This window comes from Mesorhizobium sp. M2A.F.Ca.ET.037.01.1.1, assembly GCF_003998075.1.
Lineage (GTDB): Bacteria > Pseudomonadota > Alphaproteobacteria > Rhizobiales > Rhizobiaceae > Mesorhizobium.
Genome location: NZ_RZSA01000003.1, coordinates 1 through 17,778 on the forward strand (window position 1 = coordinate 1; position 17,778 = coordinate 17,778).

Annotated in this window: 15 protein-coding genes and 1 tRNA gene; 12 read left to right on the forward strand and 4 right to left on the reverse strand. The window is 59.4% G+C overall.

All coding sequences use genetic code 11. The annotated features are described in order from the left end of the window. The 4 genes from EOA27_RS00365 to fabG form a co-directional block, all read left to right on the forward strand. Window positions 1–306: diol dehydratase small subunit (locus EOA27_RS00365; protein ID WP_127255218.1), on the forward strand; the 306-nt coding region annotated here is incomplete at its 5' end. A 27-nt stretch (window positions 307–333) separates the two neighbouring features. Next, entirely contained in the window at window positions 334–1,032 is a 699-nt protein-coding gene (locus EOA27_RS00370) for a cysteine hydrolase family protein (protein WP_126079462.1), read from the forward strand. A gap of 99 nt (window positions 1,033–1,131) precedes the next feature. Beyond that, on the forward strand, window positions 1,132–2,658 hold the full coding sequence (locus EOA27_RS00375; RefSeq protein ID WP_126079463.1) for an APC family permease: 1,527 nt from the start codon (window positions 1,132–1,134) through the stop codon (window positions 2,656–2,658). Between the two features lie 79 nt (window positions 2,659–2,737). Next, window positions 2,738–3,502 carry a 3-oxoacyl-ACP reductase FabG gene (fabG, locus tag EOA27_RS00380; protein ID WP_126079464.1) on the forward strand — a complete coding sequence of 255 codons (765 nt, stop codon included), beginning with the start codon at window positions 2,738–2,740 and terminating at the stop codon, window positions 3,500–3,502. A gap of 108 nt (window positions 3,503–3,610) precedes the next feature. Here the strand turns inward: fabG and EOA27_RS00385 are convergent, their stop codons facing one another. Together EOA27_RS00385 and EOA27_RS00390 are read right to left on the reverse strand one after the other, a co-directional pair. Continuing rightward, a complete protein-coding gene (locus tag EOA27_RS00385; RefSeq protein WP_126079465.1) occupies window positions 3,611–4,621 on the reverse strand; it encodes a phosphotransferase enzyme family protein in 1,011 nt (336 codons plus the stop codon). Window positions 4,622–4,737: 116 nt separating this feature from the next. Then, a complete protein-coding gene (locus tag EOA27_RS00390; protein ID WP_126079466.1) occupies window positions 4,738–6,021 on the reverse strand; it encodes an aspartate aminotransferase family protein in 1,284 nt (427 codons plus the stop codon). Between the two features lie 102 nt (window positions 6,022–6,123). Between EOA27_RS00390 and EOA27_RS00395 the strand changes: the two genes are divergently transcribed. From EOA27_RS00395 to EOA27_RS00405, 3 genes are all read left to right on the forward strand, one after another. Continuing rightward, window positions 6,124–6,885 (forward strand): SDR family oxidoreductase, encoded by a 762-nt coding sequence (locus EOA27_RS00395; RefSeq protein ID WP_126079467.1) that lies wholly within the window; start codon window positions 6,124–6,126, stop codon window positions 6,883–6,885. 866 nt (window positions 6,886–7,751) lie between these two features. Then, window positions 7,752–8,468: a Crp/Fnr family transcriptional regulator gene (locus EOA27_RS00400; protein WP_245491002.1), complete on the forward strand. Its 717-nt coding sequence runs from the start codon at window positions 7,752–7,754 to the stop codon at window positions 8,466–8,468. Window positions 8,469–8,778: 310 nt separating this feature from the next. Then, window positions 8,779–9,525, forward strand: a complete 747-nt coding sequence (locus tag EOA27_RS00405; RefSeq protein WP_189343341.1) for a response regulator transcription factor — start codon at window positions 8,779–8,781, stop codon at window positions 9,523–9,525. Between the two features lie 267 nt (window positions 9,526–9,792). Here the strand turns inward: EOA27_RS00405 and EOA27_RS40395 are convergent, their stop codons facing one another. After that, window positions 9,793–10,149: a hypothetical protein gene (locus EOA27_RS40395; RefSeq protein WP_189341961.1), complete on the reverse strand. Its 357-nt coding sequence runs from the start codon at window positions 10,147–10,149 to the stop codon at window positions 9,793–9,795. A 353-nt stretch (window positions 10,150–10,502) separates the two neighbouring features. Next, the gene (locus EOA27_RS00415) at window positions 10,503–11,333 is read right to left on the reverse strand and encodes a response regulator transcription factor (RefSeq protein ID WP_126079470.1); all 831 of its coding nucleotides are present in this window, start codon (window positions 11,331–11,333) and stop codon (window positions 10,503–10,505) included. Window positions 11,334–12,000: 667 nt separating this feature from the next. Here EOA27_RS00415 and EOA27_RS00420 point away from each other — a divergent pair. The 5 genes from EOA27_RS00420 to EOA27_RS00440 all read left to right on the forward strand — a co-directional run bounded on the left by EOA27_RS00420 (window position 12,001) and on the right by EOA27_RS00440 (window position 17,750). Then, entirely contained in the window at window positions 12,001–13,857 is a 1,857-nt protein-coding gene (locus tag EOA27_RS00420) for a polysaccharide biosynthesis/export family protein (RefSeq protein WP_189343267.1), read from the forward strand. A gap of 294 nt (window positions 13,858–14,151) precedes the next feature. Continuing rightward, the gene (locus tag EOA27_RS00425; RefSeq protein WP_126079472.1) at window positions 14,152–15,294 is read left to right on the forward strand and encodes a GNAT family N-acetyltransferase; all 1,143 of its coding nucleotides are present in this window, start codon (window positions 14,152–14,154) and stop codon (window positions 15,292–15,294) included. Window positions 15,295–15,419: 125 nt separating this feature from the next. After that, a tRNA-Asn gene (locus tag EOA27_RS00430) sits at window positions 15,420–15,504 on the forward strand. A gap of 525 nt (window positions 15,505–16,029) precedes the next feature. Next, window positions 16,030–16,641 carry a 4'-phosphopantetheinyl transferase superfamily protein gene (locus EOA27_RS00435; protein WP_245467261.1) on the forward strand — a complete coding sequence of 204 codons (612 nt, stop codon included), beginning with the start codon at window positions 16,030–16,032 and terminating at the stop codon, window positions 16,639–16,641. Between the two features lie 92 nt (window positions 16,642–16,733). Beyond that, window positions 16,734–17,750 (forward strand): thioesterase domain-containing protein, encoded by a 1,017-nt coding sequence (locus tag EOA27_RS00440; protein ID WP_126079474.1) that lies wholly within the window; start codon window positions 16,734–16,736, stop codon window positions 17,748–17,750. Window positions 17,751–17,778 lie beyond the last annotated feature (28 nt).

Below are 17,778 nucleotides of genomic sequence, written 5' to 3' on the forward strand. Positions count from 1 at the left end.
GTGACGATGGAAGACCTCCGCATCACGCCGCAAGCGCTGCAGGCGCAGGCCGACGTGGCGCGCGATGTCGGCCGGCCGACCCTCGCCCTCAACTTCGAGCGCGGGGCAGAGCTGGTCGAGGTGCCGCAGGATTTCATCATGCAGGTCTACGAACTGCTGCGCCCAGGCCGCGCCAAGTCCAAGGAAGAATTGCTCGAGGCGGCCGCCACGATGCGCGAGACCTACCAGGCCGAACGCATCGCCCGTTTCATCGAGGAAGCCGCCGAGACCTACGCGGCGCGCGGCCTTTTCACGTTCCGCTTTTGAAGGACCGCCCGCTTCTGAAAGGACCGCATGAGCTGGAAAACCGGATTCCGTTCGCTCTACTACCTCGGCGCACCCGAGCCGGATGATCCGGTGCTGGTGCCGGCACAGACCGCCATCCTGATCATCGACGTTCAAAACACCTACCTGGAACGGCCGGATCGCGCGTCGCTTTCACCGCAGGAACAGCAGCGCTACGATCTGTGGACGCCGTTCCACGAGCGCATGCACGGCGCGGTCATACCGAACACGGCAAGATTGCTGGAGTTGGCACGGGCAAATGGCATCGAATGCCTTTTCGCCCGCATCGCCTGCCATACCAAGGACGGGCGCGACCGCTCGCTCTCCCAAAAAATGCCGGGCTGGAACAATTTGCTGCTGCCAAAGAACGACGCGGCATCGCAGCTCGTAGCCGAGCTTCAGCCGGCAGGCGACGAAATCGTGGTGACCAAGACCACCGATTCCGCGCTGACCGGGACAAATCTGCGCCTCATCCTGCACAATCTTGGCATCAGGAACGTCATCTGTTGCGGCATCTTCACGGACCAGTGCGTGTCTTCGACGGTGCGCAGCCTGGCCGACGAAAGCTATGCCGTCATCGTGCTCGAGGATTGCTGCGCGGCGGCGACCGACGAGCTTCATCGCAAGGAGCTCGAAATCATCAACATGATCTATTGCCACGTCATGTCGAGCGCCGAGCTTTGCAAAATCATGGCCTTGGCAAAGTGATGCCGCGTCCGTAGTGTCAATACAGCACTCGCAGGCCGGGACACATCGGCCGCCACGTGCGGGGAACTGCATACAGCTGTCACGAATGGAGAGGGCTTCATGGCCACGGAAACTGCAAGCGGGACGATCGACGTCTCGAAGAGTAACAGCATCAACCTTTTGCACTCGAAAGCCGTGGGGCTTGCGGGGGTGCTCTTTCTGGCCGTCACCGGCGCGGCGCCAATGTCGGCGATGCTGGGCAATGTGCCGTTCGCGGCAGGCTACGGCATCGGCAAATACACGCCGGCCGCCTTCCTGATGGCGACGATCGTGCTGACCATCTTCTCGGTCGGCTATGCGGCGATGGCATCGCGGGTATCGTCCGTCGGTGGGTTCTACTCATTCATCAGCCAAGGGCTCGGCCGCGAGGTCGGCATGTCGGCCGGCATTGGCTCGCTCGCCTGCTACTCGCTGTTCGAGGCCTCGCTCACTGGTTTGTTTGCATTTTTCGGCAATCTTTGGATTTCCCAGCACTTCGGCATCAACGTGCCGTGGATCGTGCTCGCGCTCGCTATGATCGTGGTCATCGCGGCACTCGCCTATCGCGACGTGAAGGTGTCGGCACGGCTGCTCGGGATCGCCCTCATTCTTGAAGTGATCATGCTGGTGATCTTCTCGCTGGGCGTGCTTTTCGCTCATGGTGGGACGAATTTTTCCGGCGATTCGCTCAATGTGTTCAAGGTGTTCACGCCTGTCGCCGAGCAGAAGGTCGGCGAAGTGGCCATACCCGCCGGCGAGGCCGCCGTCGGTATCTTCATGGCGTTCTGGTCGTGGGTCGGATTCGAGATGGCGCCGAACTACGCCGAGGAATCGCGCGATCCAAAGCGCATCATTCCGCAGTCGCTGCTGATCTCAGTCATTGGCCTCGGCCTGTTTTACACCTTCGTCAGCTGGTGCGCGGTGGCGGCCTATCCCACCGAGGCCGACATGGTGGCCAAGGCCTTCTCCGACGGCGTGAACTTCTTCCTGACACCCATTCAGACTTTTGTCGGCGGCTGGGGCTATCAGCTGATGTCGCTGCTCATCCTCACCAGTTCCTTCGCCTGCGGCATGGCCTTTCACAACACCGCTTCCCGTTATTTGTACTCGCTGGCACGCGAGGGCGTCCTGCCACAGGCGATCGCGGAGACGCATGATCACCACAAGAGCCCTCACAAGGCCTCGGCCCTGCAGTCGGTTCTGGCGGCGATATGGGTCCTGCTCTACGGTCTGGCCTACGGCTTCGACGATCCGTCGGGACAGGCCTGGCTGGGCGTCTACACGCTGTTTGCGGTGCTCGGCACCGGACTGCTGCTGGTGCTGCAGGCCGTCGTCTCGCTGGCGATCTACATGTGGTTCAAGAAGAACGGCGGCGGCAGCCTGCTGGCGACGGTCATCGCGCCGTTGATCTCGCTCGTGGTCCAGCTGGTCCTGGTCTACACGCTGGTGGCCAATCTCGCGACGCTCGGCGGCACCAATGGCTTCGCCAGGAGCATCCCCTATGTCGGGCTTGCGATCCTTATCGTCGGCCTGATCTGGGGTTTCGTGCTGAAGTCCACCAACCCCAAGGCGTACGCCAACATCGGTCACATGGTGAACGAAGGCTAAAGCGCTACCGCCCAGAAATCCTTGCGACAACGGGGACGGGGTATCACTCTGTCCCCGTCTCATTTTGGAGCTTCAGATCATGACCCAGTCTTTGAAGGGCCGGTCCGTCGTTGTTACCGGCGGATCGAAAGGCATCGGCAAGGGCATATCGCGGGTGTTCGCGCTGTCTGGCGCCAAGGTCGCCATCATCGCGCGCCATCTCGACCAGGCCGAAGCCGCTGCCGCCGAGATCGGCCACGGCGCCTTTGGCGTGGTTGGCGATGTCACCTCGCTCGCCAGCATCGAGAGCGCTTTTGGGACAGTGGCCGGGAGAAACGGGGGCATCGACGTGTTGTGCGCCAATGCCGGAATTTTCCCGCAGGCCCGGCTCGAGGACATGACATCCCAACAATGGGACGAAGTTGTCGACACCAACCTCAAGGGTACCTTCCACGCGGTCAAGGCAGTCGTTCCCTACCTCAAGAGATCCGACCAGGGCCGCATCGTGCTGACGTCGTCGATCACCGGCCCGGTCACCGGCTTCCCCGGTTGGTCGCACTACGGCGCCACCAAGGCGGGGCAGCTCGGTTTCATGCGCACGGCCTGCATCGAACTGGCCAAATACGGCATCACCGTCAACGCCGTCATGCCGGGCAACATCATCACCGAGGGCCTAGTCGGCCTGGGCGAGGATTACCAGAAGACGATGGCCGCCTCTGTCCCGCTCAAGCGGCTTGGAACCGTGGAGGAAATCGGCTACGCCGCACTCTACTTTGCGTCGAAGGAAGCCGGCTACGTGACCGGGCAGACGATCATCGTCGATGGCGGCCAGATCCTTCCGGAGAGCCTGGAGGCACTGGCATAGAGCGGTTCGTGACGAACCGCTCTATCTCTTTGCCTGACGCAATTCCCCAGGGAAAGCGCTACGCGCTTTTCTCGGGAAAACCGTTTCACGCCTTTCCTACGATTGCTGTCAGGAAAACTTGCTCAGATAGGCCTCGCACAGCCCGACGGTTCCCTCGGTGTATGGGAAGCCCATCGACTTGGCGAGGTCCGTTTCAGCGTGCGAGCCGATCCAGGCAACCAGCAACAGGCGGCGCAGCATCACGAAGGTCGGGATTTCGTCCTCGTCTGCCCTCGGCAGGTCAAGCACGCGGCGATAGCCGGTCGTCCACGACTGGATGAGATCGGTTGCCTGCGGCTCATGCTCGTAGAAAGAGATGGGTGTAGCGGCGTCGTACATAAACCAGCCGAAGCCGCAGTCGTCGAAGTCGATGACCTTGACCGTCTTGCCGTCGATCAAAAGGTTGGCGAGCCGCAGGTCGCAATGGATGAGGCCAAAGCGGTCATGGCCCTTGCCGAAGGCGGCGAGCCTGCGGCAGATCAGCTCCGCACTGCGGCCAAAGAGTTTGGCTTTCGCGGCGTCGACGCCCATGCCGTCACGCCAGCGCCCCCAATGGGGGTTTTCCTCGCCGAGACTTGTCTCGAAATCCCACACGTGGCGAGTGAACCAGGATGGGCGCTTCCATTGCCGGGCGTGGATGTGCATGCGAGCCGTCACCTCGCCAAGCACCTCGAAAGGTTCGGCGAGCGCTTCGCCTATGCCCGGCTCCGAACCGGTCTCCCATTGCGACAGCACGACATTGCGGGGTTGCGCCAGCCTGGCATGGCCGGCACGCTGGATCTGCTCGCCATCCTTGCCCGCCACCGGCACGGGGGTGGGCACGATCCCGGTCTGGCGCAAATCGGTCAGCCAGGCCAGTTCGGACTGGATGGCCGTCCTTGAATGGTAGCCGTCGCGATGAATGCGGAGCGCCCAGCGCCGGCCGTCGGGAGCCGCAACCTTATAGGTTGCGTTCTCCGACAGGTTGATCATCGTGACGGAGACGTCCGCCGGCAGATCGTAGTTGGCGATGGCCGCCTCTGCCGTCTCCTGCAGGATGCCGAGTTGCTGGTCATGGGTGAGCGCGTCGAAATCCGTCACTGTCCGTCCTGCCCTATCTTTGCACCCTTGTCCCCTGCCGGAACCCTGCGATCCCAGCAAGTCCAACCGCCAGCCCGCGCTGGACGCCTGGCAGTTTCAACCAGGTTTGGACCATGTCAATTCGCCTTGCCTGCCTGATGCAGCAGCTCCCGGGCGCGCGGCATTGCCGCATCGAAACGATTCATGATGTCCTGGCAGGTTTCCCGATCCAGAAGCACGCCGGGCTTCCACTGCAGCACCCGCTTGTCGAGCGACGAGAAGATCGCCCAGACGCCCTGCTCGTAGAGTGCGCGTGACACGAAGACGGCGCCCTCCGGGTGATTGCTGAATTCCAGGCCGAGGATCACGCCTTTCTGGCGCACGCCGGTGAAGATGTCGCCGTGCCGAGCCAGCATCTCGCCCATGGCCTGTGCCATGAACTCGGTCACGGTGCCGACATTGGCAACCAGCTCAGGCCGCTGCAGCATCTCGATGACCTTGTGGGCGACGACACAGCCGAGCTCGGCCCCGCCGGTGGTCGAGATGTGGGCGGCCCCATCCTCGTTGAGCCAGCCGCCGGCCCTGTCGTTCACCAGCGTCGCGCTGATCGGATAGAGGCCGCCGGACAGGCCCTTTGCCGTCACCATGATGTCCGGCTGGACGCCATAGGCCTGCCAGCCCCACATGCTGCCGGTCCGCATCAGGCCGGTCTGAACCTCGTCGGCGATGTACATCGCGCCATGCTTTTCGCACAGCGCCTTGCAGGCGCTGAGATAGCCGTCCTTCGGCATCGGGAAGCCGTAAGTGGCGGGGATCGTCTCCATGATCAGCGCCGCGACGTCTTCGCCCTGCAGCGCCTGCTCCATGGCGTCGATATCGTTGAAGGGGACCTGGATGAACATCTCCGGCTGGTCGGAAAGAAAGATCTTGGTGAAGCGATCGTCGCCGGTCGCCACCGCGAGCCCCGAATGCCCGTGATAACCCTTGATGATCGATACGATCTTGCGCCGCTTGGTGGCATAGCGGGCACTCTTGATGGCGATGTCCACCGCCTCCGCGCCGCCCGGCGCGAAGACCGCATATTTCATTCCCGGCGAGACATCGACGAGGGATTCGGCCAGCGCCGTGCGCGCCACGGAGGGGAACCAGTGATTGCCGATGTCGAAATAATCGAGCGCGCTCTTCAGGGTCTCGACCAGTTCCGGGTTGCGGTGACCGAGATTGTAGGTGCCGCCATTGAGGTGCAGGTCGATCAGGCGGCGGCCCGACATGTCGTAGAGGAAATAACCTTCCCGCTTGCCGATCACCAGATCGATCCCGGCTTTCTGCCAGAACCTGGTCTTGTCGGGATTCCAGAAACGGATTGCCTTGTCGAAAAAATCCTGCTTCGACTCGAACTTGAAGGGGCCGAAGTCGTACATGCCTGTTTTTTCCCCAGAGATTGATCGGCGCGCACCCAAGCCGGCGAGGCTCGTCCGCCGGATGATGCAGGATTACGGGCCAGGGAGAAAGGGGTCTGAAAGATGATCCTGAAGGACAGGACCGCAATCGTCACCGGGGCAGGATCGGGCATCGGCAGGGCGGCAGCTCTGATTATCGCGCGCGAGGGTGCGGTGGTCGGCGTGGCGGACCGCAGCGCTGACGGCGCGAACGCGACCGTCGACCAGATTGTTGCCGCAGGTGGCCAGGCGAAAGCGCTTGTGTTCGACCTGACCGACGATCAGGCGCTTGAAGCCTGTTTCCGCAATTTCATCGACACACAAGGCAGGATCGACATCCTGCACAATCATGCCGGCGTACAGGTAGAGGGTGACGTGCTCGGTGTGAGCGTCAAAGGCTTCGACACGTCCTGGACGCTCAACGTGCGTGCTCACTTCCTCGGTGCCCGCATCGTGATGCCGTTCATGAAAAAGGCGGGTCGCGGGGTCATCCTCAACACGTCATCGAGCTCCGGCGTGCTCTACGACCGCGAGATGATCGCCTATACGACGACCAAGCACGCGGTGATCGCGATGACGAAGCAGATGGCGGGCGACTACGGCCGCTTTGGCATTCGCGTCAACGCGCTTTGCCCCGGTTGGGTCGACACGCCGTTCAATGGCCCTTTCATCGCCCAGATGGGAGGGCGGGAAGCCATCGAAGCCTACATCCGCGAAAAAGTGCCGCTTGGTCGTTGGGCAAGCGTCGAAGAAATCGCGGAGGCGGTGCTGTTTCTTGTGTCCGACCGGTCTTCGTACATGACGGGCCAGATTCTGGTTGTCGATGGAGGAGAGACGGTGATCTAGGCGTGGGCTTCGGGAGGTTATTCGGACCGGACCGAGGAGACTGGAGTTACCAGGCTTCAGCACGCGTCGGAGGGTCCGAATGGACATCCAAGAGAATGCCCCGTCCCGCTACGTCTCACAGGTGACATCAACCTACCGAGAAATTAACCAACGGGCCCAAAATCATTCGATCTAAAACTCATCAATTTATCTGGCAGCGCTCGCTTGATTCCCGAGGCATAAGCGCAAGGCATTGATATGTAATAGTTGGTGGGCCCGGAGGACGTATTGAGTACATTGATTATTTATTTTTTCGTGGGTCGAAATCAGAAATCTTCCCGCATCGTTCCGTATGGTTCTGTGACGCAGTCGACTTTAGCTAACCCCAATGCCTCCTTTGCAAACATACGCGGCCCTTCGGAGCCATGTTCCAAAATGACCGCAATGGGGCCGGAAGTGCCCGACCGGTTTCGGGATGATGCTGCCGACAAGCCGCCGTTTGTTTTGATGCATGTCTCCCACAATCGCTGCACATTTCTGGGAGACATGCACAGTAGCCGCCCTGCCCGACCATTCTTGAGGCCAGGCGTGCAAATTCCCAATTGCAACTTTCCGCAACCGGCCAAATCGCGTTTTGGACGCGAAATGCGCAAAGTCAGGCGGTTGCAAATGACGCCTCGGCTGAAGGCCGCACCATCCCCGGCGAAGACATCGGCTCTCTCCACCTTAGGAGGCTGATACGGAACTTCGAAGTCGTTGCGGCGTTGCAGAGGTCGGAGAAGTGTTCTTTTCCATCGAGCGTTGCTACCATAGCCAGCTCATTGTGAAGCCGCTCACATCTGGCGTTCAAGAATTAACTATTGTAGGTTGTGGTAGGGTTGGGGAAATTGCTGATCTCCATGCAGACATTGTCGCAATTCATAGGCCCACGTCCGGTTGGGGAGACGTGGTCGAAGGCTGAGTGGGTCAACACCCATTTTCTCGGTGTTACCCCAAGAGCCTACAAACCCGATTCGATCATATGTCGCCAGGATGACGACGACGATACGATATTCATCGTAAAGTCAGGCTGGACCCTGCTCTACCGCGGGCTGCCGGACGGAGAACGGCAGATCATTGACACTCCCCTTTGGGGAGACATTGTCGGCTTCCGCTCCGTAGACGGACCACGGTTCGCTTCGCTAGCATCCATAACCGATGCGACTGTTTACCCGATACCAAGGAAGGCCTTGGTCGAGGGAATCTTGTCCGAGGCTACTTTCGGCAGCAAGATTGCCCACTCCCTGGCACGGATGAATGCCATTCTAGCCGAGCACCTAGTGAATGTCGGGCGGCGCAATGCAATGAGCCGGACCGCCCATTTCCTGCTCGAATTGGAGGAAAGGCTCTCCAACGTTGGCCTGTCCGCTCACGGGAAGTATGACTGCCCTCTCACTCAGAATGAACTGGCGGACATCCTCGGAATGACCCCCGTTCACGTGAACCGGACATTGAGGGAACTCCGCAGTGCCGGTCTTGTCTCGTTCAAGGCTGGCCATGTCGAGATTCTCAACCGCAAGAACCTCGTAAAATCGGCCGGGTTTGAGAAAGAGTACCTCAGCTAGATTTCTCCTGGCGAATCCAGCCTGCTCCCGCGATCGGTTTTCAATCAGCAGGCATAGCGGCGTGCCTGGGAACCTGTGGCGCGGCGTCTTCAAGGCCTGGTCGGCACCGCCTATTTGCAAATTTACCAAAAATTAACCTAGGTTAGCGACCGCTAATAATACCACCCTAGAGTACGTTAGCCGTTCTTCGCTGGGGTAGGCGGGAACAGCTGTGTGGTCAGGATGAAGCGATCCAGCCTAAAAATTCCAAATTCTGGAACAAGGGATGGTCGGCCGCCGGGGGCGGCTCGTGGGCAATAGGGTGGGTAATATGAGTTCCTCAGCTGGACTGGTTAATTACACCTCTTTGAATCAGCCAAGGGTTTCGAGTAACGGAACCGAAAATGCTCGTCATGAGCAGTGCCTTCTCATACTGGATGGAAGGGCCTTGGACCGAGAATGTCTTGCATCGGCCCTCGTAGACCACGAACTTGGCATGGCGGTCGCAGCCATGGGTTCGATCGAAGAATGGCGCATGAAGAAGGGCTCAGCCCCTCCCCTGGTCGCCATACTCTTCAACCTTGGCGGTCGGAAGGTCACCGATCATGTCACGGCCGACGAGATCAGGCGCATATCGTCTGAGTTCAAATCGATCCCTGTAGTTGTCCTGGCGGACAATGAGGACCTTGCACAGATATTGGCAGCACTCGAATGTGGCGCACGAGGCTACATTCCGACCTCAGTCGGTATCGATGTGTGTGTCGAAGCAATCAACCTTGCTGCAGCAGGAGGTATCTTTGTTCCGGCAAGCAGCGTTCTCTCCATGCGGCATCTGATCGAGTCAGAAAGCCGCGACACGCAGCCTTTGTCGAGAATGTTCACTCTAAGGCAAGCCGAGGTCGCCCAAGCGCTCTGCCGCGGGAAAGCCAACAAGGTCATCGCCTATGAGCTGAACCTGCGTGAAAGCACCGTGAAGGTGCATATCCGAAACATCATGAAGAAACTGAAGGCGACCAACCGCACGGAAGTCGCCTACAAGGTCAACGATCTCTTCGCGGAAGGAGCTCTGCGAAAGTGAAGGTCGAGGATCCTCATTGCAGTGACTAGAGCGGAATGAAATTGCCTCCGGTCACCAAGAGGGCGAGTTCAACCTGGTGTCGATGCTGGACCCACCGCGCCCGCCGGCGCGGCGCGTCCACACGATCCTGCTCAGTTCTGGTCAGCGCCTTTTTTGTGGGTGTGCACGAATTCGCAGACCGAGCGCGCGACCTTCAGGCCGCTCGTCAAATTCGGTCATAAACCCGCGCAAGGTGACGTCTTTCTTCGGGAGCGCCCGACCAGCCGGTCACGCCAAGCTCCCGATATAATCTTCGGCTGGTAGCCGCTGGCCTGGCGCAGCGCCGCCCCCGGTCTCGTCCATCCGCTTCAACCGCTCAGTCGCTGAACTAGAGAAGGTATGTCTGCCCACCCAGCTCAGGGCTTCCTCGATCGTATCGAAATTCTTGTGCTGCCCGCTTAGCAACCCGAAGCCTGTCTCGAGGAACCATTTGCCCTTTGTCGAGTAGGCTTCCTCGTCGATGCGAGTAAGGACTGCAACCAGTTGATCGAACTTCCAGACCAGGAGCCCCGACTCTCCGCCCACGACCGTTCCAATTCGGGCTTCGTTGAGCGAAAATCCAGGAGCAATTTGTGCGTTATCCACCTTGATGCATCCTCTCAACTTCAAAAAAGGATGTTGAAAATCTGTTAGCTTTAAATGGGCTGCTTCTGTCCCTCGCCCGACGACACAGGCAAATTTTTGTTAGCACACCGTCGGGCGAGTTCAAGCCTTTTCACCGATGATCCACCGCTCGTTTTTCGCGAGATGTAACTGCCAAAGAATTTGGCCTGCCTGAGCTGAAAGCCGTGGCAAAATAGTCGACTCCGCGCAACCCGGCGAGCCCAGCGAATGTCTCCCGGTCGAACCCAGTCCTTCGAGCGTTGAGTTAGCTGCAGGCACATTGTGATTTCGCACGAAGCTCGGCCTGCGACCACGAGCAGCCCGGCGGGACTATATCAAGAAGAGGCGGCGGTCACATCGGATGAGTGCTTGAGGAAGCGGTATCCCTTTTGTGCTCCAATCAGCTCTTGCTGATCGTGGGAGGGCTGAATGGCGATCTTTTCGTTCCCTGACAGGCCATTGCCGGACGAGGGAGTGAGCACGCCGTGATTCATCGCCCAAACTGCAGCCTGAGTACGGTTGCGGACCCGAATTTTTCGAAGGATTGCCTTGACGTGTACTTTCACCGTAGCTTCGGCGATGTCAATTTTGCGCGCGATGATTTTGTTAGACTCTCCTTCGATCAAGCAACGAAGGATACATTTTTCTCGATTCGACAAAACTGACAGCTCTCTATCCTCGTCCTCGATTTCAACAGCCACGCTTGCCAAATCACGCACCGCATCATACTTCATAATGGGCCAAATTTCTTGAATAAAAGTCGATGTTTCCGCAGGTAACACGGTCTGGCCAAGCATAACCAATTCGATGGCCTTGATGAAGGTTTCACGAGCAGCGGCTTTGGTCAAATACGCGTCAGCCCCCGCGCGAAAGGCTGAAACTATATCGTTCGATCGACACTGATCGGCTAGCGCCACGACATGGCTGGTCGGATACATTGCTTTAAAGTCTGCAATTTGCCCAAATCCGGCATCCCCCCCAGTGCCGTCTACATCCACGATGAGCAAGATGGACCGGTGCTGGGGTAGCGATTTCTGCAGAAGATCGTGAACACAAGCCGCAGAGGAGAGAATACGAAATTTTTCTGCATCCAGGATTCGAATAAGACCCTCTCGAAGTAATTCGTTCGCCCCGACAAGCACTGTTACAAACGATTGCCTTGTCATCACAACTTCCTCTAACCTGTGGCGCTCGACGTCCCTAAGACCCGGTGTAGTGCCCGGCACGCAACGCGCCAACCGCCCTAATTCCTTGGCCTAAATTACCTTACGCCACGATATCCCATGCCAAGATACCCTCTTTAGGCGCCCAAATACCCTCTTTAGGCGTAGGGCAGCATCGTCGAGGACTATCCGGATTCTCAAACCCAAAGCCTCGATCGGGTTTGCGGCTAGGAGGCGTATATGGTGATCTCCTCGTTCTCCAAAGCTTGGACGATGAAATCGGGAGGATGTCCCAGCCGTCCTGCAGATGTATGTTGGGCCGCAGGCGGTTCGAGACGCTTTGTCGGCCGACCAATCCCGGCTGTTCGCCGCGTTCGATCGCCTTGTCTCGTTTGCCGTCAAAGAGGTTCGTCTGCGGCGCAGCAATCTCATCATTGAACGAGCCCGCGCAGGCGGTGTTTATCCGGAAGGAGTGCCCACAAAGGATAGTTGTGCCGTTGGAGGTGAAGGGTCACGATAAGGCGCAGCCTTTGCTCGGCTCGACCAGTTCGAGACGGGATGGTCACCACTGAAAAAGTGAAGGTCACGTGCCATGGCAATAGAGACAAAATACAATTCCGAACCCGCCTCCGAACCCGTCGCTTCCTCGTCAAATTCGGCCCGGAGTGGCATGAAGGGCGTCCTGCTTGTCATGGGGCTCTCCAGCGTCGCCGCTCTGGGAGCGGGCGCGATCAGAAACTGGGAGGCCCTCAGGGATGCCTCCGGACCCGCGATGCAGAAGGTCGAGGACGTCTCCGGAGCCCTGACGCAGAGGGTCGAGGAGGTTTCCGGAACCCTGGCGCAGAGGGTCCAGCAGGTTTCCGGAACCACGGCGCAGCGGGTCGAGGAGGTCTCCGGAACCCTGGCGCAGCGGGTCGAGGAGGGTTTCGGAGCCCTGGCGCAGAAAGTCTCTTCTGCTATTGACAGCTGGCAAGATCAACCAGCTCAAACCATAGCCGAACCGTCCCGCGCGGTCATGCCTGGATCGGGTACGTTGGCCGCCGCTTTCACCGCACCGAGTGCCGCGCCTGTCATCCTTAGCGCTGAGGGTTCCAAAACTCCCGGAACGGGACCGGATTCGTCTCCTGCTGCGTCGATCGAAAGGAACGCAGCCCCTGCCGTCGCCACCAATTCCGAGCGCTCCGGAACACGCGGCATTGAACCAAACGCGCCAACCGGCAGCCCGTTCGGCGTCGGCGACCGCCTCAAGCTCGCGTTCTACGAGCGAGTCGACGTCGAGGAAGACAAGTGGGGAGGCACGTCCTCGGCCTCGGCCCTGGGCGGCATCCTGCAGCGTCCGGAACTGAGCGGCGAATATACTGTTCAGGAGGACGGCACGATTTCCTTGCCCTTGCTTGGCTCCGTTCCGGTCGCCAACCGGTCGGCGCAGCAAGTACAGGACGACCTGGTGGAAACCTTCAACCAACTTCTTGGCCGCAAGGGGCTGGTCAACATCCTGTCGCTGGAGCGCTCGCCTATTTACGTGCTGGGGCCGGTCAAGAATCCAGGCTCGTTCAAGTACGCGCCCGGCATGACGATCCTACATGCCGTCGCGCTGGCCGGCGGACTGAACCAGAGCTCGAGCGAGCCGTGGCAGCAGATCGAAGCCGTGCGTGAAACCCAGAAGCGGAGCGGGGCGATCGATGCCATGGTGAAACTGCTCGCGCGCGCGGCCGTCCTGGAAGCCGAGCGCGACGGGACGGCGCCCAAGATCCCGTCCCAGTTGCTGGAATTGGCCGGCCCGACCGAAGCCGCCAATCTCGTCAATGAGCAGAGCGACCGCCGTAATGCCCTCGCCATGGCCCGCAAGTATCGCGAACGCGCGAGCCTGGCGGCGCTGGAGGCAGCCAAGCAGGATGTCGTCGCGTATGGACACATGGAATCGCTGGACGAGCTCGTCAAGCTGCGCCAGGAGCGCGTCAACACCATGCAAACGCTTGTGAACCGCAAAGTTCTCAACGTGACCATGATGGACCAGGCCCAGGCCGAGCTGTCTGACGCGGAACAACGTCGGCAGGACGCCCTTAACCGGTTCTCGAGCGCCAAGCAGCGCGTCGCTTCGCTGGAGGCTGAGGTGATGCAAGCCCGCGCCGACCACACGAACGATCTTGAGGTCGAGCTTGAGACGACGGAGAATCAGATCGCGACCAATGTGCACGACTTGAACGCCAGCGAAGGCGTCCTGTACACGTTGCCGGTGACCCGCGCCCAGTTTGCGGCCCAGTTCACAGCGAACGCGAACAGGGTGACCTATCAAATCGTGCGGCAATCGCCAGCCGGGCCGGTCAGCATCGAGTCCGACGGGATGACCCTTTTGCGGCCAGGCGACCTCGTCAACATAAGCATGGACGAAAGCCAGCCAAGAGAGCCAGCCGGCTCGCCGGTTCCAACCTCGTTGCCGACCGGCGACAACCTGCCGGCCGCGAGCACTCTCAACGAAGCAGGGCCTGGGCGCGTGCTGGCTGATCAGATGATCAATCCGAATTGACGCCTAACAAACGGGTTTGCCGTCGGGGTGGCAATTCCCAACGGCAGCCCGAGCTATAGCGTTGGCAAAGTACTGACGGCATCGTGCTGAAGACTGAAGCTGCCTCTTTCGAGGAGCCTCATTTGCCTGTTATTTTGCCTTGATTCAACGCAATAGCGCAATGGAAGCTACTCGGTCGGAAAAGTATTTGAAAGAGGGGAGCATGTCAGGATCTCGCTACGTCTCTCAGTTATCAATCGCTACATCTCAGATTTCAATGCGAAGCGCTATCGTGTGGCTTCAGACGAGCATGCCATGCCTCAGGATACGGTGATCGACGTTAGTGTGGAGACCTTGCAGAACATCGAGAAACTTGAGACCGATTGGAAGGAGCTCGAAGCGCGAGCCACCCACTCATTCTATCTATCCTGGTTGTGGATCGGAACGTGGCTACGGCATCTCCCGGCGGGTGCGCAACCACACGTCTTAGTCGCTCGGACGTCAGGCAAGATTGTCGGCTTGGCGATTATTTGCCGTCGGAGGACGTGGAGTTTCGGGCCGCATGCGCGAGCGCGTTGGCTGCTCAATGAAACCGGAGACGTTCGTTTCGATCGACTGTTCATCGAGTACAACAATATTCTAGCGGAGCGATCCCTGGCCGATGCCGTTAGAGCGGCATGCCTCGAGGCCTTGGCACGTCACTTGCGCTACTCCGACCAGCTGGTGCTCTCTGGAATTGATCAGGACTTTGACTCAGCCGCTTGTCGCACCGCGGGGCGAGCTGGGTTCCTTGCCGAGGTCAAAGCGGTAGATACGGCACGATGGATCGATTTCACCAAAGTCCGCCAGAAAGGCGGAAATTACCGCGCCACGTTGGGCCGAAATACTCGTCAAGCGGTAAGCCGTGCCATGCGGTTATATGCGGAACGCGGCCCCATTGAGTTCCGGACGCAGGAAGCGACAGCTGACGCGCTCGTCGCGTTTGATTTGCTCGCCGAGCTCCATCAGGCGCGGTGGAGACATAAGGGATCCTTTGCCAACCCGAGCTTCCGTCGCTTTCACGAGGACCTTATTGCGCGGGGAGTTCCCACGGGGACCGTCCGCATCTCACGGACTTTGGTTGGGGAGCAGACAATTGGTGTTTTGTACAACTTCGTCCATGACGGGCGTGTTCTCAACTATCAAAGCGGCTTTGTGTTTGAGCGCGACGGCCGGCTCAAACCCGGGCTTATCAGCCATGTGCTGGCGATTGAGGATAGCATCGGACGCGGGGAGTGCGGCTACGATTTTCTGGCAGGCTCCGCCGGGCACAAGTCACACCTGGCCAATGCGGAGCAGCCTTTGCGGTGGATCGCGATAGGCAGAGACAGTCCAGAGCGCCGCATTGAGGCAAAGCTGCGCGGGGCCAAGGGGGTGCTGGGGACCATTGCTGCTCATGTGAGACAGGCCGCGGCTTGAGATGTCGACCAAAAAGGGAGCTGCCATTCTGATCGAGTCTTTGAGGCCGGCTCTTGGACCTTGAAGCGGCAGGTCGGCTGTTTGGCAAGGGAGGCAAGGAGAGGTTGAATTTGTCTAATCTATGTTTCAGCGTGGCGGAATTGGTAGACGCACCGCACTGTTGATGCGACGCCGCAAGGCTTGTAGGTTCGACTCCTACCGCTGGAGCCATAGATTCTAAAACGCAACGTAGCGACCATAACCGATCGATAGTCAGAAGAGGTAATCCGAATTGGATCTTAACTGACGATGGCATCGCAAGCGACGCGCGGAGACTGCTTTGATCTGACGCGATTCCGCATCCAAGTAACTTCGGCCAGCAGCCTACTCGTCAGAACAGGGAGATCACTGGGCGCGAGTTCATTGCCAAGATTGGTGTCAAGATAAATTTGGCCGTTTCGCCTCCGACAGCCCCTCGCAGCAGCAGCATTTCTAGGTGGCTTTATAGCCCCCCATCCATACATCAAAATACCCACCCGCCGCTCCTTGCTTTCGCCCTTACGTGATTGTTTCATCGGGAATCGCATGAACGGCGCTGCCGTTCTTATGCGCATGAGCGTTCCCAGCGATCGGGAGCCACGTATGACTTCTGTCTGCCCCGTGCTCGAGTTCATCCAATTTTCTGGCGCTCCCGTGGAGCCGGAACCGCCCCCTTCATACTCTTTGGATAAAGTCGGGCTGAGACCCGGGATCATAATGCCGATTTTCGAGAAAGATGGTTTAGAGGTCTTGGCATTCATGCTCGACACGGAGCAGAACGTCATCCGCGAGATAGGCGTTTGCCTCAACGAAGAGGAACGTCGGCGCGCCGATGGTTTGAGACTGGAGCGGGATCGCCGCCGCTTTGAAACTACCCGTGGGCTGCTGCGCCGGGTCCTCGCTTCCAAACTGGGAATCTCGCCGTCCGACCTCGAGATAGAATATGGAAGCCTAGGCAAACCCTACCTCTCGCGACGCATGCCTGCTCGCGATTTGCACTTCAGCGTCTCACGATCCGGAGATGTCGCGGTCGTCGCCCTCTCGACCCGGGAGGAGGTTGGGGTGGACATCGAGGCCGTTCTCCCTGTGCCCGAAGCGGACGAGATCGCAGCGCTCTGCTTTTCCGCCTCCGAGTACCAGTCTTACACCGCCCTTGGCCCGCAAGACCGGCCGGAAGGCTTCCTCCGGCGCTGGACCCGGCTGGAGGCTGTCTCAAAGGCCCTTGGGTGCGGTTTAGGACAGCCCCTTTCTTGGGAGGAAGAGGACTGGACTTTCCATAGCTTCGTACCGAAACCCGGGTACATCGGGACCGTGGCAGTCCGGAATTGAGTGGTAGTCCGGAATCGAAATGTCGGCGATGCCGTCATTCACTTACGATGCACCACAGATAAGCGAGGAGGGCAACCAACTCGAGAGGCCCTATGTTGGCGGACGTGATGCAGATCCCGGAGTTTCTCGCAGACCTCGCGGTCAAGGACATCAAGGTTTGGGTAGAGGGTGACCGGCTGCGCTGCAACGCCCCGGCTGGCGCACTGACTGCCGAGTCTTCCAACCAGTTGCGTGAGCGGAAGGGCGAAATCATCGCGTTTCTGAACATGGCCACGGCGGCAGCTCAGCAACAGCCAGCAATCATTCCCCTGCAGTCTCGCGGAACACGCACGCCCATTTATGCCGTGCCCGGGCATATCGGGGCGCCCTTCTCATTCTCGGACCTGTCGAAGCACCTGGGTGGCGATCAGCCGTTCTACGCACTCCAACCGTCCGGCTTCGATGGGCAGAGCGAACCGATGGAACGCGTCGAAGATATTGCCGAGTATTTCGCCCGCCAGATCGTCGCATATCAGCCCACCGGTCCCTACATCATCGCCGGTTACTGCTCCGGCGCTGCAACCGCTCTCGAGCTGGCGAAAATCCTGCGTCAACGCGGAGCGGAGGTCCCGTGCATGGCGCTCTTTGGCCCTCTGCACCCCATCATCTTTAAGGAATTGCCGCGTCAACTATATTTCTTTGCCAATCGCACCGCCGATTCATTCCTGCGAGAGATAGCAAAGCTGCCGACCTTCGGAGCTCGTCTCCGGTATTTCGGCAGGCGTCTCCAGAACCTTGGCGGGCACGTCGGCGCCCTCGTGACCCCCAAAGAGCCTGTCACGACCGATCCGGTGCTGGCGAGCAGAGCTCGACTCAAATCCACGGCGATCACGGCTTTGCGGCGGTACATCCCCACTCCGTATTCGGGTCGAGTATTCATATTCCTTCCGAACAAGGCTTGGATGCGATCGGGTGCGGCACCGCGCCAATGGCTTCGAGTGATGCCCCAAGCCGAATTTTATTTCGGGCCCGAGGACTGCAACGATAGCCGTATGCTGGAGGAGCCGGATGCGCCTGCCATCGCAGAACTCTATCGCCAGGCAACCCGAAGGGCTGGGCGATTGACGTGATTGATCTTTGATTTCTGCACTGGGGAGC

Excerpts from the sequence above, each read along its gene's own strand:
- EOA27_RS00390 (WP_126079466.1), bottom strand. The coding sequence starts at position 6,021 with ATGTACGACTTCGGCCCCTTCAAGTTCGAGTCGAAGCAGGATTTTTTC.
- EOA27_RS00425 (WP_126079472.1), top strand. The coding sequence starts at position 14,152 with ATGCCTCAGGATACGGTGATCGACGTTAGTGTGGAGACCTTGCAGAAC.
- fabG (WP_126079464.1), top strand. The coding sequence starts at position 2,738 with ATGACCCAGTCTTTGAAGGGCCGGTCCGTCGTTGTTACCGGCGGATCG.
- EOA27_RS00405 (WP_189343341.1), top strand. The coding sequence starts at position 8,779 with ATGAGTTCCTCAGCTGGACTGGTTAATTACACCTCTTTGAATCAGCCA.
- EOA27_RS00440 (WP_126079474.1), top strand. The coding sequence starts at position 16,734 with ATGTTGGCGGACGTGATGCAGATCCCGGAGTTTCTCGCAGACCTCGCG.
- EOA27_RS00420 (WP_189343267.1), top strand. The coding sequence starts at position 12,001 with ATGAAGGGCGTCCTGCTTGTCATGGGGCTCTCCAGCGTCGCCGCTCTG.
- EOA27_RS00375 (WP_126079463.1), top strand. The coding sequence starts at position 1,132 with ATGGCCACGGAAACTGCAAGCGGGACGATCGACGTCTCGAAGAGTAAC.
- EOA27_RS00395 (WP_126079467.1), top strand. The coding sequence starts at position 6,124 with ATGATCCTGAAGGACAGGACCGCAATCGTCACCGGGGCAGGATCGGGC.
- EOA27_RS00370 (WP_126079462.1), top strand. The coding sequence starts at position 334 with ATGAGCTGGAAAACCGGATTCCGTTCGCTCTACTACCTCGGCGCACCC.
- EOA27_RS00415 (WP_126079470.1), bottom strand. The coding sequence starts at position 11,333 with ATGACAAGGCAATCGTTTGTAACAGTGCTTGTCGGGGCGAACGAATTA.
- EOA27_RS00435 (WP_245467261.1), top strand. The coding sequence starts at position 16,030 with ATGCCGATTTTCGAGAAAGATGGTTTAGAGGTCTTGGCATTCATGCTC.